Source organism: Cohaesibacter sp. CAU 1516, assembly GCF_005771485.1.
GTDB classification, from domain to species: domain Bacteria; phylum Pseudomonadota; class Alphaproteobacteria; order Rhizobiales; family Cohaesibacteraceae; genus Cohaesibacter; species Cohaesibacter intestini.
In genome coordinates, this window is the sequence record NZ_VANT01000019.1 from 1 (window position 1) to 14,313 (window position 14,313).

Sequence of the window (14,313 nt, forward strand, 5' to 3'; positions counted from 1 at the left end):
TGCTTTTTCAAAAAGTTATGCAACCAACAAAGACCAAAGCCTCAGACCGCAAACTCTGAATTTTGGAGCAAACCGCCCCGCCGCCAGCAGCGCCGCCGCTGTCGATGAACCGGGTTATAGACCCACCCCTAACCAGAGTCAAACACTAAAATACATTTTTATGACAACAATTCAGGATAAATCAGAAACCCCTTCCGAAACCGCAGAAATCTGCCAGTTACAATATGCACAATTGTTCAAAAACATGCTTCCTGCCTGCATGGTTCGACAATCCAGGGGCGCTTAAGCGCAAAGCAGGATGCAGACCGGCCAGAAAAGCCCTTCAATTTGTGTCAAAGCGACGACATTGACCGGTCATCAAGGCGATATCTGCTCCATCGATGCTCGATTGCCCGTGCGGACTTGTGCTCTCATCACCCAAGCAGGAAAAGTGTCAGGGCGGTCGGGTCTGGATGAATGACCCTGCGGCGGCTGACCGCCCTGACCACGGTCATCTCAACGACCAACAACAAAGTCGCGACTGACCGTGCCCCACAGACAACGGGGAAAGAAGGGATAGTGATCGGTAGCAAAATAGACGAAGGCGCCGTTCAAATAGCCACCATTGCATTGATCAAGAGACCCGCTCCCCGCCACATAGGTCCAGTCCTGATTGTAGGTGCCATCATAGCGGCCGCCGGGAGCGGAGGGACGCACACCTTGCTTGAGGCGATAGGAGGATTTGGCCTTGTTTGCCAAATAGTGAATCTCGAACCCGTCCGCCGCATAGCCGATCAAACTGCCTTGCCCTTGCCGCACCAGCGCTTTCGAGATGCCGTGATAGTGATAAAGGCCACGCTCATCCACATGTGCATTGTTGCGATCCATGCCGAGCTGCTGCCGCGCCCCCATCCCTTCAAGATTCCAACCCGAAGCCGGATTGCGCGAGAAGCCTCGCCGTGAGCGGGCGTCATACCAATCGGCAGTACCGGGTCTAATCTGCACCCCATTGAGCGCAACACCGATTGAACCACGCACCCGCCGGGCCTCTTGACCCTTGAGAGGACCGCTCGGTACGCAAAGACGCACCGCCTGCGCATGCACACGATGGGGATTGCCTCGGCGTGGGAAGGTGCCCATCGCATGATCGGGCAGGCCATTTGAAACGATGCAGCGTTGATTGCCCTGCTCAAGAATTTTCACCGCATTCTGATGTGCCTCAACAGGCAGAGCCACCATCACAACGAGAAGACAGCTCATCGCAACCCCGCCAACGTCCATTGAGCGCTTCCGATAAGCATTCCGATTGATCCCTCCGATTGGCATTGTTTCTCTCCTCATCATCCAGCCAGCCCCTTGATTACGGAACAGACTAAAGGCGAAAAAAGCAGCAAATCAGGAGCAAGTGTGAAGAATCAAAGGAGAGGTTCGGGTCATTATGTGGCGGCTCTATATCCGTTCCTCAGGTGTCAGGCTCTTCATAAGCATAGCCAACCCCATAGACGGATCGGATCACGTCAACACCGGAGACCTGCTTGCGCAGTTTGGTTCTGATATTCTTGATGTGGGTGTCGATCACCCGGTCAAACACATCCGCGTCGTCCGAAAAAGCCAGCTCGACCAACTGTGCACGGGAAAAGACTCGTCCGGGCCGCTTGTAAAGAATAGCCAGCAACTGGAACTCTCGCCGGGTCAGTGCCAGGTCCTGCCCATTATAGGTCACCGACCAGCGTTCTTCATCCAGCCACAAACCATCTTGTCCGGCAGCGCTCGCGGCATCTCGACTGGCCTCGACATCGGCCAAAACGCCTGATGCCGCCGCCTGCACTTTGGCCTGCCGCCGCAAAATGGCCTTCACCCGAGCAACCAGTTCGCGCGGCGAGAAAGGCTTGCAGACATAATCATCAGCCCCCAGCTCCAGCCCCAGCAGGCGATCGAGCTCTTCCACCCGCGCCGTCTCCAGAATGATCGGCACATCGCTTTTGGCCCGCACTTCCCGGCAAATGCTCAAGCCATCCATGCCCGGCAGCATCACATCAAGAATCACCAGATCCGGCTTGCGCTTAAGGATCGTCTCGACCGCTCGATGTCCCTCATGAAGGATCTCCGAGGTCATCCCTGCCTGAGTCAGATAGTCCTGAATGATCGCCGCCAGTGACGGTTCATCCTCGATGATCATGATGTGCCATCCGGCCTGAGCATCACGCATCCCCAACCTCCTCCTGAATCATGTCGCCATCCAGTGGCAAGGTGACCCGCACCAGAAGCCCACCCAACACAGAACGCGTCGCCTCGATCTGCCCGTCATGGGCCTCGACAATGGCGCGGCATATGGCAAGCCCCAACCCGGTCCCGCCCGATTGTCGCGCCCGTGATGGATCGGCCCGGTAAAAGCGTTCAAACAACCGCCCGATATGCTGGCCGTCCGGACAAGGGGCGCTATCCTCGATGGTCACGATCAGCGCTTCCTCCTGCTCATCCAACCGCGCCGTCACCTCCACAACGCCCGGCGCATCGGTATAGCGGCGGGCATTTTCCAGCAGATTGTCCAGCATTTGTCTCAGTCGCCCCCGATCACATACCAGAAGCAACCGCTGAGATGCATCGAGTTTCAGTGTCAGAGCCAGCCCCTTCTCCTCGAAGCGCCCGGCAGAGTGGTCCACCACCTCGCGAAGCAAAACCGAAACATCCTCAGGCTGAAAGTGACAGGCAAGGCGCCCTTCGCGCAAGTGAGAGAGGGCATTGAGATCCCCGACAAGGCGATTGAGCCGTTCCACAGTTGCATGCATCTCGGCCAGCAAGGCGGCATTGGTCTCATAGACCCCATCCTGAAGCCCTTCGATTCGTCCCTTAAGAATGGCCAAAGGTGTCTTGAGTTCATGGGAGGCGTCCGACATCCATTGCCGCTCGGCTTTTTCTGCCGCCTCAAGGCTTTCGGCCAGCAGATTGAAATCCGCCGTCAACTGACCGATTTCATCTTTGCCGGTGCCAATCAGCCGGGTTTTGTAGTCGCCATCACTCAAGGCTTGCGCCCCACGCACCAGAGAACGGATCGGCGTGACAAGCCCACGCGCCAGCAAATAGGCAGCCAGAGCTGACAAGCCGACAGCCAGCAGGCAAACCCAGAACAGAGCTCGAAATTGCTGATAGAGAAACTGTTCATCGCGCGCGGAACGCCCATCCGACGGGCTCGCCAGAGCAAGCTGTGCGATGACCGGGCCACTGGCCGCGTCATCGCCCGCATGAACCGTCCGCGACAGATACGACCCCTGAGCCAACCGCGCCCCGGCCCAATAATTGCCGGCCGGGGTCAACAAGGCCAACCGCTGACCAAGCATCAAGGGATCGACGCCCGGGCGTTGCGGTGGCCCAGGTCTTTGTAGTGGTCTTTGTAGTGGTCTTTTTGGAGGTCTGGGATCGGATTTGCCATTGGTGGCTGACTCAAAGGCAGGAGGCAACGGCCTGTTGTCTTCGGGCTGCCGCGGACCAAGGGAGCCTCGCACCAGATCATGCCAGCGCCGTGGATCTTCCTTCAGACGCAGCCAAAGCGCCTCATCCTGATGCGCCTTCGCAATCGACTTTGCCAGATCGTCAAAGGTCTGCAGTTCGACCCGCAACAGGTAACTGGAAAATCCCGACCGCATCTGGTAGCCGATCAGCCCCATCATCACCAATATTACGAAAATACTGGTGCACAGGAAAGCGACAAACAGCTTGGTTGCGAGGGAATGGCGTTTCAAAATCATGGCGCGACCTTGCCGCAAGAATGTGGAGCGAAAATGGATACCGAGGCCTCGACCATTCTTTCTTCCACCCCATCAGGCCTGATACAAAGGTCAAGTCAATTCTTGTCCTCAATCAGCCCCTTGAGCGTGTCTGCTACGGCTGCCTTGAGCTTGTCTTTTTCCGCCTCGTCAAAATCACTGCCACCAACTTTCAGCGCCTGATAGGCGACAAACAGATTGCCAACCCGCTCAACCAGATCAAGAACATCGATGCCGTGGCTGGCAACATAATTGGTGATATGGCCTGCAAATTCCCAGACGAACATCATGTCGGCAGGCAGGGTGCCGTCGGCGCGTGCTGCGCCATAATCCATATTTTCAGCCGGGCTGCCGAAATAGGCTTCGAAGCTCTCCGCTTCATCAATCGCCACGGCCATGTTCCGCGTCAGCCGTACCCGCAATTCTTCTGCATTGACATTCATAGATATCTTGCCCGCCCCAACTCTTGCTCAATGATCGTCAGTTGCTCTCGCGCCCAGAAGGCACCAAACCGCAACAACAGGTAGAAGATTGCCGATAACGCACCGACTGACAAGGTCAAAGTCCAGCTTTGCGCATGCAATTGCACGATCCAGCTGCCTGCCCATGCCTGCCAGTCGTAGCTTCCCTGATTGGAGAAGCTGGAAATCGCCGCCATCAACGCCGCCCCGATCACGCAGACAGTCGCAAACAGCGAAGCACCAAACAAAGCAATAATGGCATAGGACAGATCCAGACGGGCAAACAAACCACGATATTGCCAATAGGCAAGACAGGACAGGACCAAAGCCTGTGCCGCCATGATGGCATTGACCATCAGACCATTGCCAAGAAACGACAGGGTCAGAAAATAGTGCGCAATGCCACAGACCAGACTGGCAACGAAGCACAGCATGAACCCGTCGATCGCCAGCCCCGGCAGCATCAAGGCCCGGATGACAAGCCGTGACATCACACGCCCTTTGCGGCGAGGCTGTGCCACCCGCCGCGCAATCAGTCGCCGCACCCCATGCACCAGCAAGACCACAAGGAAACCTAGGGTCAGCACAAGCAATGGCAAGCCAAGCAAACGGCCAAACAGATCAGAAAACAAACCGGGATGCAGCATCTTCAGGACACCTAGCAACCCCGGACCGGAAAAGAACAACGCCAGAATCGAGATGAAAGACACCAGCCATGGCAGCATTGGCCGCAAGGCCGGATTGCGGGGCCGTTTTGGCAAAGAGACATACAAGATGCCAAAAGCCAACAACATCACTGCGTCAAACAACAACACATAGAGCGTCATAGAAGGGGGCACCACCAGCAGATACAAGGTCCGAATGCTGACGGCAAAGCCCCAGAAAAACACCAGCATGTTGCGGGCATGAAGACTATAGCCTTCCTTATGCAGCGCCCTCTCATATGGAGAAATGTCGGCATTGAAGGCACTGAGCAGATCGGGTCGCTCGACAGCGCCTCTTCCATAGGGATCAAGATCGGGATAAAGACCAAAGGCAGCGTGATCTGCAAAAAACTCCCGCGCCTTCAAATAGGAAATCAGCATCCCGTGAAAGCAACCGATCACGCATAAAACAATGACGACTGTGAAAAAGGCTGCCAACACCAATGTGCCATAGCCAGCCCCCGGCGCATGAGCCAGAAAAACCGACATCGACCCGACAAGCGGAAAGGCAAAAATCAGAAAGGCCACCACATAGCCACTGACAGCCACCTGAAAGACCGAATTGGCCAGATTGTCTCTGGCCACCGCATGGGCATGTTCATGGGCCATGAAAAAACCGAGCACACGCTGCTGATGGTCAGACGGTTTGCCCTTGATGATCCGCGAGACCTGACCCTTTGGCGCATAAAAAACCCCGCGCAGCGAAAAGAAGTCATTGCTGGCCATGCCCTTTTCAGCCAGCGGTATCGCGATATCACGAAAGGATCCGAACATGCCAAGCAACCGCCCGGCCACCTCGCTCGCAGCCGGGACCGTCAGAATGGATTGACCTTGCGGTCGCCTGTAGCGCCGGTAATGACCCAGCATTAGCATCATTGCCAGCAACAGCAACATGACCCAGGCCAGCGGATCGGACGACAGGGTACCGCGCAACTCAGTCAAGCGCTCCGCTGCCGTGCCTAACCAGATCGGCACGCTGGCCGGTTGCTCGGTGAAAACCAAATAGAGTTCCGGTCCGATCCGCCCAATCGCCCGAAAGGCATCAAAACCATGCAAGAAGGTGAGCAGCAGGAACAAGGAGGCAATGCTTCCAAGCAAAGAAAAACCGATCAAACTCCCCAAACTGCCTGACGACAAAATGGTGCGCCTGACCCGATCCGCCGGCTTCAGACCGCCCCGATCAAGGGATTGCTCCATCACACAGCCCTCACCTGTTATTACACTTCAATTGCAACATTTAAGAGAATTCAAAGAGACGACACAACCCGTCACCCGCCTTTGGTGCACATCTTCTGGCAAGACAGACAGGTGGCAGATGAAAATGCGGGCGAACCGCCTGAAGCAAAGGCAGGCACTCCGGCAAAGTGTGCACACAAATTGATCAAATCAGCACAGATGCACAAAAAACATTCAATTACCACGTTTAACCTGACTCATTTGGAATCACAGAACGCCCCCGAAACAGCCCGAATTCTGCCTCCAAAGGCGGCAAGAGCACATTTTGTTGCCGCGCCGCCCATCTGGCACAGCCCTTGCAAATCTTAACAAACCCTATGCAAGAAGAAGGTTGTTCCAAGTGCGCTGCCAAATCTCGATCCTCCCACACGCCCGAGCGCCTCAAAGGCGCCTCCTTATGGAGGCGTGAGAGATGAATGCAGCCCTTCTCCCCCTCAGCGCCGAGCAGTCTCCCCCCTTTTCCGCCTCCTCCTCCCGGGCAGAAAGAGCGGCCGGAGAAGGCAGAATAAGCCTCAAGCTCGGCGCTGAGGGCGCGACAAAGCTCGACCGTCTCTACCAACAAGGCTGCGCCAAGATCCGTTTACCCAAGGTCTATGGATCGAACGCGCTCGAAGCCGTGTTGATCAATAGCTCCGGCGGGCTGACCGGCGGTGACCGCCTCAGTTGGGACATCAAGGCCGCGTCCGGCACCCATGGGGTCGCCACGACACAGGCCTGCGAAAAAATCTACAAATCCGATGAAGGCCCGGCCGAACTCAGCACTGCGATCACAGTGGCTGATGGCGCCCGTTTCGACTGGCTGCCGCAGGAAAGCATCTTGTTTGACCGCGCCCGGTTAAGCCGCCGAATGACCGTGAATCTAACCGGCTCGGCCCGGTTTCTGGCCCTCGAAGCGGTGCTTCTGGGCCGTTTGGCGATGGGCGAAAAAGTCCATGATATCGATTTTTCCGACCGCTGGATGATCCGCCACAACAATCGTCTCATCCATGCCGACGCCCTTTCCTTTCAGGGCGATGTCACCGCCTTTGGCAAATCGCCATCCACCCTGTCCGGCCATCAGGCCTTTGCCAGCCTTTGCTATTGCGGCCCGGAAGACAGCGACCAGCTCGAATGCAAGCTCGCCGAGGCGCGCGCCTTGGCTGCGGCTTTCACCGACTGTCATATCGGCCTGTCCGCCATGCCGGGAAAAATCATTTTGCGCATGACCGCGCCGGACGGACTTCAGCTCCGCGCCGCGCTCATCCCGCTCATCACCCTGTTTCGGTCCGGAGCCCCCTTGCCGCGCGTCTGGACCACTTGAGAAAAAAAGAGAAGAGGAAGCGTCATGAATTTGACCCCGAGGGAGAAAGACAAACTGCTCATCGCCATGGCGGCGATGGTTGCCCGTCGTCGGCTGGAACGCGGTGTCCGTCTCAACCATCCTGAAGCCATTGCGCTCATCAGCGACTTCATCGTCGAAGGCGCCCGCGATGGCCGCACCGTCGCCGATTTGATGGAAGCAGGTGCCCATATCATCAGCCGGGATCAGGTGATGGAAGGCATCCCGGAAATGATCCATGACATTCAGGTCGAAGCGACCTTCCCTGACGGGGTCAAGCTCGTCACCGTCCACGAACCGATCCGCTAGGAGGCGACCATGATTCCAGGCGAAATCATCACCGCAGCCGGTGACATCGAACTCAATTCCGGTCTTGCCGTGACCCAATTGTCCGTCTCCAACACTGGCGACCGCCCAGTGCAGGTCGGCTCGCACTATCATTTTTATGAGACCAACCCGGCCCTGTCCTTTGATCGCGAAGCCGCCCGTGGCATGCGCCTCGACATTGCGTCCGGCACCGCCGTGCGCTTCGAGCCGGGCCAGACCCGGATGGTCAATCTCATTCCCCTTTCCGGCAAACGCGAAGTCTATGGCTTCCGTGGCGACATCGGAGGCGCACTCTAATGGCAATTTCTCTTTCTCGCGCAGCCTATGCCGACATGTTCGGCCCAACCACCGGCGACAAGGTGCGTCTGGCGGACACCGAACTATTCATTGAGGTCGAAAAAGATTTCACCCGTTACGGTGAAGAGGTCAAATTTGGTGGCGGCAAAGTCATCCGTGATGGCATGGGCCAGTCGCAGGTGGCCCGCGCCGATGGGGCGGTCGATACCGTCATCACCAATGCGCTGGTGGTTGATCATACTGGCATCTACAAGGCTGATGTCGGCCTGAAAAACGGCGTGATCGAAGCCATCGGCAAGGCAGGCAACCCCGACACTCAGGACGGCGTCGACATCATCATCGGCCCCGGCACCGAAGCCATAGCAGGCGAAGGCAAGATCCTGACCGCCGGCGGCATGGACGCCCATATTCACTTCATTTGCCCCCAGCAGATTGAGGAGGCATTGATGTCCGGCATCACTACGATGCTGGGAGGGGGTACAGGTCCAGCCCATGGCACTCTGGCGACGACCTGTACCCCTGGTCCTTGGCATATTGCGCGGATGATTGAAGCCGCCGATGCCTTCCCGATGAACCTCGCTTTTGCAGGCAAGGGCAATGCATCCCACCCCAAAGCCTTGGAAGAAATGCTGTTGGGTGGGGCTGCGGCCCTCAAACTGCATGAAGACTGGGGTACGACCCCAGCCGCCATCGACACCTGCCTGACGGTTGCCGACGCCTATGACGTGCAGGTGATGATCCATACCGACACCCTGAACGAATCGGGCTTTGTCGAAAGCACGGTCGATGCCTTCAAGGGCCGCACCATTCATGCCTTCCATACTGAGGGGGCCGGTGGCGGCCATGCGCCGGACATCATCAAGATCTGCGGCATGGACAATGTGATCCCGTCCTCCACCAACCCGACCCGGCCCTACACCGCCAACACGGTGGCCGAGCATCTCGACATGCTGATGGTCTGCCATCACCTTGACGCCAACATCCCTGAGGATGTCGCCTTCGCCGAAAGCCGCATCCGCAAGGAAACCATCGCGGCCGAAGACATTCTCCATGATATGGGGGCCTTTTCGATCATTTCTTCCGACAGTCAGGCCATGGGCCGCGTCGGCGAAGTGATCATCCGCACCTGGCAGACCGCTGACAAAATGAAAAAGCAGCGCGGACCGCTCAATCTGGAAAAAGGCGACAATGACAATGAGCGCGTCAAACGCTACATCGCCAAATACACCATCAACCCGGCCATCGCCCAAGGCATGTCCAAGCATATTGGCTCGATTGAGCTGGGCAAACGCGCCGATCTGGTGCTCTGGAACCCGGCTTTCTTTGGGGTGAAGCCGGACATGGTGCTGATTGGTGGCTCCATCGCCGCCGCCCCCATGGGTGACCCGAATGCCTCGATCCCGACGCCACAGCCGGTTCATTATCGGCCGATGTTCGGTGCCTATGGCAAGGCCCTGACCAACAGCTCCGTCACCTTTGTCAGCCAAGCCGCGATTGATGCAGGCCTGTCCGGCCAGCTCGGCACCGCAAAGGCGATGCTGGCGGTGGAAAATACCCGCTCGGGCATTTCCAAGGCCTCAATGAAGCTCAATGACGCAACCCCACATGTGGAGGTTGACCCGGAAACCTACGAAGTGCGGGCTGACGGTGAAGTCCTCACCTGTAAACCGGCTGACACAGTTTCTATGGCACAACGCTATTTCCTGTTCTAAAAACCTGTCACAGTCAGGCACATCAAGAACAACAGACAAAAGGAAAAGCATCATGCCAATTGTGGAAGCCAAAACCATTCTGCCCAAAGGCAGCTGGCAAGAGGCGCCTGCCGATACGATCACGCTGGATGAAGAAGATCGCTATCGCCGTCGCATCCTGCTGACCAGTGATGGCGGGTATGATTTCCTCCTCTCGCTTGCTTCCGCCGAACGGCTGGAACATGGCGATGGATTGCAACTGACCGACGGGCGCATCATCGAGGTTCGGGCCAAGCCGGAACCCCTCTATGAGGTGCGACCAACGGCCGCAACGGACTTGGTCACCCTTGCATGGCATCTGGGCAACAGGCATCAACCAACCCAGATTTTCAGCGACCATCTGCGCATCCGTCAAGACGCGGTCATTGCCGACATGCTGGTTGGGCTTGGCGGAGAATTGAAGGCCGTTTCGGGCCATTTCTCCCCTGTTTCCGGCGCCTATAAACGGGACCATGGCCATCATCATCACCCGGAAAAAGAGGCAGCATCCGAGCATGCTCATTGAGGCCAAACACGACCAGAAACCTGCAAGGCTGCCACAGGGGGTCGCACTTCTGCGACTCCTCACGTGGCTGTCACCCGCCTTCCCGATCGGAGCGTTCAGCTATAGTCATGGACTGGAAACAGCCATTGCAAAAGGCAGCATTCACGATCGGGACAGCATGCAGGACTGGTTGCTCAACCTCCTTGCAAGAGGCAGCTGTTGGAGTGACTCGGTGCTGTTGGCGCAGGCATGGCGCTGCGGCACTGATTCGCGGCAAGAGCTTCTATCTTTGAATGAATTTGCATTGGCGCTGGCACCAAGTTCCGAGCGTTTGGCAGAGACAACGCAGCTTGGAGACGCCTTTTACAAGGCCAGCAAAGCTTGGCCAACAACACTGCATGGCACCCTCGATCAACAGCGCGCTGGCCCCATCGCCCAACCCGTTATCGTCGGAGCCATTGCGCGGGCCCACACTATTCCGCTTGAGGTAATACTGCCCTCGGCCAGCCATGCCTTTCTGTCCAACCTGATTTCTGTAGCGATTCGTCTGGTGCCACTCGGTCAGACCGATGGTTTGGCCTTGCAAGCAGCCCTTGAAGATCCGATCCTTCACATGAGTGAGCGCGCCGCCCAAGCCAGTCTCGAAGACATCGGCACGGCGTGCCTACTCTCCGATATCGCCGCCATGCAACATGAAACACTGACCACGAGGATCTTTAGATCATGAGCAACAGCATCAGCCCTTCAGCCATTGAGCCGAAAAAAGATCCGATTCGCATTGGCATCGGTGGACCGGTTGGGGTTGGCAAAACCACCTTGACCGAAAAACTGTGCTTGGCTCTGAGAGATCAATATTCCATCGCCGTGGTCACCAACGACATCTACACCAAGGAAGACGCCATGGCCTTGGTGCGCAAGCAGGCTCTATCGGAAGATCGAATCATCGGGGTTGAGACCGGCGGCTGCCCCCACACGGCGATTCGCGAAGATGCCTCAATCAATCTCGCAGCTATGGACACTCTGCGTGACCGCCATCCCGATCTCGATATTATTTTTGTCGAGTCAGGAGGAGATAATCTCGCGGCAACCTTTTCTCCCGATCTGGTCGACCTGACACTCTATGTTATTTCTGTCTGTCAGGGTGAGGACATTCCCCGCAAGGGTGGTGCCGCCATCACCCGCTCTGACTTGCTGATTGTCAACAAGATGGATCTCGCCCCCTATGTTGGAGCCAATCTCGACAGCATGCGCGAAGACACCCAAAAGGCACGCGGCACCAAACCCTTCCAGTTCACGGATCTTCAGCGGGGTGCTGGATTGGATGCCGTCGCAAACTTTATCTGCAAGAAATCGGGCCTCACGGATATGGCAGTCGTCTCGCAGGATGTCGCCTGACAAAACGGCTTGCCACAGGGAAAACCTTAGTTTTGACCGATATCGTCGAGACGTTTTTGCAATGACAGCCGATCCAGCGCTTGCAGAGGCAGATTTGTGAAAATGCTGACTCGCTGTTCCAACATCCGCATTGCATCGGCAAAAGCCAAATGCTGCTCTGCGTCGGTGCCTTGCGCCGCTGCGGGATCGGGCACCCCCCAATGGGCACTCATGGGTTGACCTGGCCAGATTGGGCAAACTTCCTTGGCCGCATTGTCACAAACAGTGAAGACAAAATCCATTTCGGGCGCATCAGGACCAGAAAACTCTTCCCAACTTTTTGAGCGCAGGTCATCAACCTTGTAATTTTGATTCGCAAGCAATTCAATTGCATAGGGATGAACGGCCCCCATTGGCTGGCTACCCGCACTATAGGCGTTAAACTTTCCACCAGCCAATCGCTGCAAGACCGCCTCTGCGATGATTGAACGTGCGGAATTTCCCGTGCACAAAAACAGCACATTGTAGACTTTACCGGTCATGAAGATGTCCCTTTCTCGTAGCAATCCCCGATGCGACAAGGTGACCCACTTTGCCTATGCGGACAACAAAGTCAGCCATACTTTCATAAGCCTCTGTTTTACCGTACTTATTTCGATCGAACTGTAACATACGTCCGGTCATTGTCGGACTATACCATATATCTGCTGAAATGCATATCCGATTGACCGCATATCCATTCAAGCGCATACTCTGTGACATGAAACAGACAAAATTCTTTCAATGCCTGAGCGATGAAACACGCTTGCGTGCACTCATCCTGTTCGAAGATGAACCCGATCTGTGTGTGTGTGAGTTGGCCCACGCACTCGACACCCCACAACCCAAAATATCCCGCCACCTCGCAGCCATGCGTGACGCCGATATCGTCCGTTCGAGAAGGCAGGCCCAATGGGTTTTTTATTCTCTCAACCCGGACATGGCGCTTTGGCAAAAGGATATCGTCGTTGCGGCCATCAAAGGCAACAGATCAGAAGACATTGCAGAAGCGGATCGAAAGCGGTTGACACAAATGAAAGATCGCCCAACCCGTTGCGATTGATCAACCGTTAAGTAGCCCAACAAACCGAAATCCAGTCGCTCGCCTGGACTGATAAAGCAATAACTTCAAGACCATCGCGGAAACCACGACCATGCTCGATATCTTTACAAAACTGGCGAACCTGATCACCTACGAATTGTTGGGGCTGACAAAAGACACGCGATTGGCAGAAGCGATTCACTTCTTCGTCGAAGATATAACAAAAATCTTCGCGTTGCTGACCGTTGTAATCTTCATGATCGGCTTCTTTCGTTCAATGCTTACACCTGAACGCGTTCGCACGATTGTTTCCAACAAACCCCGGTTCATTTCCTATCCAATGGCTGTGGGTCTGGGGGCTGTGACCCCGTTCTGCTCCTGCTCTTCTGTGCCCCTTTTCATTGGATTTCTCGAAGCCGGTATCCCCCTTGGTGTGACGATGGCATTCCTGATCGCCTCCCCGATGATCAATGAGGTGGCAATCATAGTCCTGGCAACAACCATCGGATGGAAATTGGCCTTTCTCTATGTGGCAGCCGGCTTGTTTGTAGGAATCATTGGCGGTCTATTGATTGAATATCTCAAACTAGAAAAGTGGGTGGAGGAGTATGTTTGGAAGATCCGCATGGGAAAAGGTCCGCTTCAAAAAGCCAGTCAATCCATTTCTGCCCGCCTGACTTTCGCAAAGGAGCAAGTCAGGGAAATCGTGGGACGGATTTGGAAATATGTCATTGCAGGTGTCGCATTGGGAGCGTTATTGCACGGCTTTGTACCACAAGATTTCTTTGCCACTTATGCCACGAAATCCAATCCATTTGCCGTACCCATCGCAGTGTTGTCAGGCATCCCACTTTACTCAAATGCAACAGGTGTGATTCCTGTCGTTGAGGCTTTGATGGGTAAAGGCGTACCGATCGGCACCCTGCTTGCCTTGATGATGTCAGTCGCCGCCATTTCCCTGCCGGAAATGATCATTTTGAGAAAAGTGCTTAAGCCACAAATGATCGCAACCTTTACAGCAATCCTGTTCATCTCATTTGTCGGCGTCGGCTATCTTTTCAACGCCCTCATCTAAATGTGGCCCCACCATATCAATGGCAACAGCCCGACTGTTGCGCAAAAGAAAAGGAGCTCTCAATGAAAGTTATAAAAGTCCTTGGTTCCGGATGCAAAAAATGCAACCAGACAGCGGAAATGATCGAACAAAAGGCACAAGACCTAGGCGTTGACATTACCATCGAGAAGGTAACCGACATGCAAGACATCTTGTCCTACGGCGTCATGTCCACCCCTGGTGTTGTAGTGGATGAGCACGTTGTCCATACAGGAGGCTTGCCTACTATGGCTAGCATAGGGGATTGGTTGGCTTGATTTTGCCACAAAAAAACCCCGGTTTCATATGAACACCGGGGTTTTTTTTATGATTTGCTTTTAACAGGCCTGGCGGCGACCTACTCTCCCGCGTCTTAAGACGAAGTACCATTGGCGCGGAGGCGTTTGACTTCCGAGTTCGGGATGGGATCGGGTCTGGGAGCCT

General features: G+C 55.6%; 17 protein-coding genes and 1 rRNA gene. 11 read left to right on the top strand and 7 right to left on the bottom strand.

Annotation, left to right across the window (positions count from 1 at the left end; all coding sequences use genetic code 11):
- Positions 1–286 (top strand): hypothetical protein (locus FDK21_RS20845; RefSeq protein ID WP_210238858.1); only part of this gene is annotated, 286 nt, incomplete at its 5' end.
- 209 nt (positions 287–495) lie between these two features.
- Here the strand turns inward: FDK21_RS20845 and FDK21_RS20050 are convergent.
- The 5 genes from FDK21_RS20050 to FDK21_RS20070 all read right to left on the bottom strand — a co-directional run bounded on the left by FDK21_RS20050 (position 496) and on the right by FDK21_RS20070 (position 6,108).
- Complete coding sequence (locus FDK21_RS20050; RefSeq protein WP_171022229.1) at positions 496–1,239, bottom strand: YHYH protein; 744 nt, start codon at positions 1,237–1,239, stop codon at positions 496–498.
- A gap of 202 nt (positions 1,240–1,441) precedes the next feature.
- Positions 1,442–2,188, bottom strand: coding sequence for a response regulator (locus FDK21_RS20055; protein WP_138150645.1), 747 nt, complete (start codon positions 2,186–2,188; stop codon positions 1,442–1,444).
- Positions 2,181–3,725 (bottom strand): ATP-binding protein, encoded by a 1,545-nt coding sequence (locus tag FDK21_RS20060; protein WP_138150646.1) that lies wholly within the window; start codon positions 3,723–3,725, stop codon positions 2,181–2,183. The genes FDK21_RS20055 and FDK21_RS20060 overlap by 8 nt, the downstream gene beginning before the upstream one ends.
- Positions 3,726–3,820: 95 nt before the next feature.
- Positions 3,821–4,186 (bottom strand): hypothetical protein, encoded by a 366-nt coding sequence (locus FDK21_RS20065; RefSeq protein ID WP_138150647.1) that lies wholly within the window; start codon positions 4,184–4,186, stop codon positions 3,821–3,823.
- Entirely contained in the window at positions 4,183–6,108 is a 1,926-nt protein-coding gene (locus FDK21_RS20070) for a M48 family metalloprotease (protein WP_138150648.1), read from the bottom strand. The genes FDK21_RS20065 and FDK21_RS20070 overlap by 4 nt, the downstream gene beginning before the upstream one ends.
- Positions 6,109–6,556: 448 nt before the next feature.
- Between FDK21_RS20070 and FDK21_RS20075 the strand changes: the two genes are divergently transcribed.
- Genes FDK21_RS20075 through ureG form a run of 7 tightly spaced genes read left to right on the top strand, consistent with a single transcriptional unit; the run spans position 6,557 to position 11,716 of the window.
- Positions 6,557–7,444, top strand: coding sequence for an urease accessory protein UreD (locus tag FDK21_RS20075; protein WP_138150649.1), 888 nt, complete (start codon positions 6,557–6,559; stop codon positions 7,442–7,444).
- A gap of 24 nt (positions 7,445–7,468) precedes the next feature.
- Positions 7,469–7,771 (top strand): urease subunit gamma, encoded by a 303-nt coding sequence (locus tag FDK21_RS20080; protein ID WP_114011737.1) that lies wholly within the window; start codon positions 7,469–7,471, stop codon positions 7,769–7,771.
- Positions 7,772–7,780: 9 nt separating this feature from the next.
- Positions 7,781–8,086, top strand: a complete 306-nt coding sequence (locus FDK21_RS20085) for an urease subunit beta (protein ID WP_138150650.1) — start codon at positions 7,781–7,783, stop codon at positions 8,084–8,086.
- Positions 8,086–9,798, top strand: coding sequence for an urease subunit alpha (ureC, locus tag FDK21_RS20090; RefSeq protein WP_138150651.1), 1,713 nt, complete (start codon positions 8,086–8,088; stop codon positions 9,796–9,798). Before FDK21_RS20085 ends, ureC begins: the two co-directional genes overlap by 1 nt.
- 52 nt (positions 9,799–9,850) lie before the next feature.
- Positions 9,851–10,342, top strand: a complete 492-nt coding sequence (locus tag FDK21_RS20095) for an urease accessory protein UreE (RefSeq protein WP_138150652.1) — start codon at positions 9,851–9,853, stop codon at positions 10,340–10,342.
- Positions 10,332–11,048, top strand: coding sequence for an urease accessory protein UreF (locus FDK21_RS20100; RefSeq protein WP_171022231.1), 717 nt, complete (start codon positions 10,332–10,334; stop codon positions 11,046–11,048). The genes FDK21_RS20095 and FDK21_RS20100 overlap by 11 nt, the downstream gene beginning before the upstream one ends.
- Positions 11,045–11,716, top strand: a complete 672-nt coding sequence (gene ureG / locus FDK21_RS20105) for an urease accessory protein UreG (RefSeq protein ID WP_138150654.1) — start codon at positions 11,045–11,047, stop codon at positions 11,714–11,716. The genes FDK21_RS20100 and ureG overlap by 4 nt, the downstream gene beginning before the upstream one ends.
- 26 nt (positions 11,717–11,742) lie before the next feature.
- Here the strand turns inward: ureG and FDK21_RS20110 are convergent, their stop codons facing one another.
- Entirely contained in the window at positions 11,743–12,237 is a 495-nt protein-coding gene (locus FDK21_RS20110; protein WP_138150655.1) for an arsenate reductase ArsC, read from the bottom strand.
- Between the two features lie 218 nt (positions 12,238–12,455).
- Between FDK21_RS20110 and FDK21_RS20115 the strand changes: the two genes are divergently transcribed.
- From FDK21_RS20115 to FDK21_RS20125, 3 genes are all read left to right on the top strand, one after another.
- Positions 12,456–12,797 carry a metalloregulator ArsR/SmtB family transcription factor gene (locus FDK21_RS20115; RefSeq protein ID WP_138150656.1) on the top strand — a complete coding sequence of 114 codons (342 nt, stop codon included), beginning with the start codon at positions 12,456–12,458 and terminating at the stop codon, positions 12,795–12,797.
- Between the two features lie 91 nt (positions 12,798–12,888).
- Positions 12,889–13,851 (top strand): permease, encoded by a 963-nt coding sequence (locus FDK21_RS20120; RefSeq protein ID WP_171022233.1) that lies wholly within the window; start codon positions 12,889–12,891, stop codon positions 13,849–13,851.
- Between the two features lie 62 nt (positions 13,852–13,913).
- Positions 13,914–14,147, top strand: a complete 234-nt coding sequence (locus FDK21_RS20125; protein WP_114011744.1) for a thioredoxin family protein — start codon at positions 13,914–13,916, stop codon at positions 14,145–14,147.
- A 67-nt stretch (positions 14,148–14,214) separates the two neighbouring features.
- On the opposite strand, the gene rrf is transcribed toward FDK21_RS20125, so the two are convergent.
- Positions 14,215–14,313, bottom strand: a 5S ribosomal RNA gene (rrf, locus tag FDK21_RS20130); the annotation flags it as partial.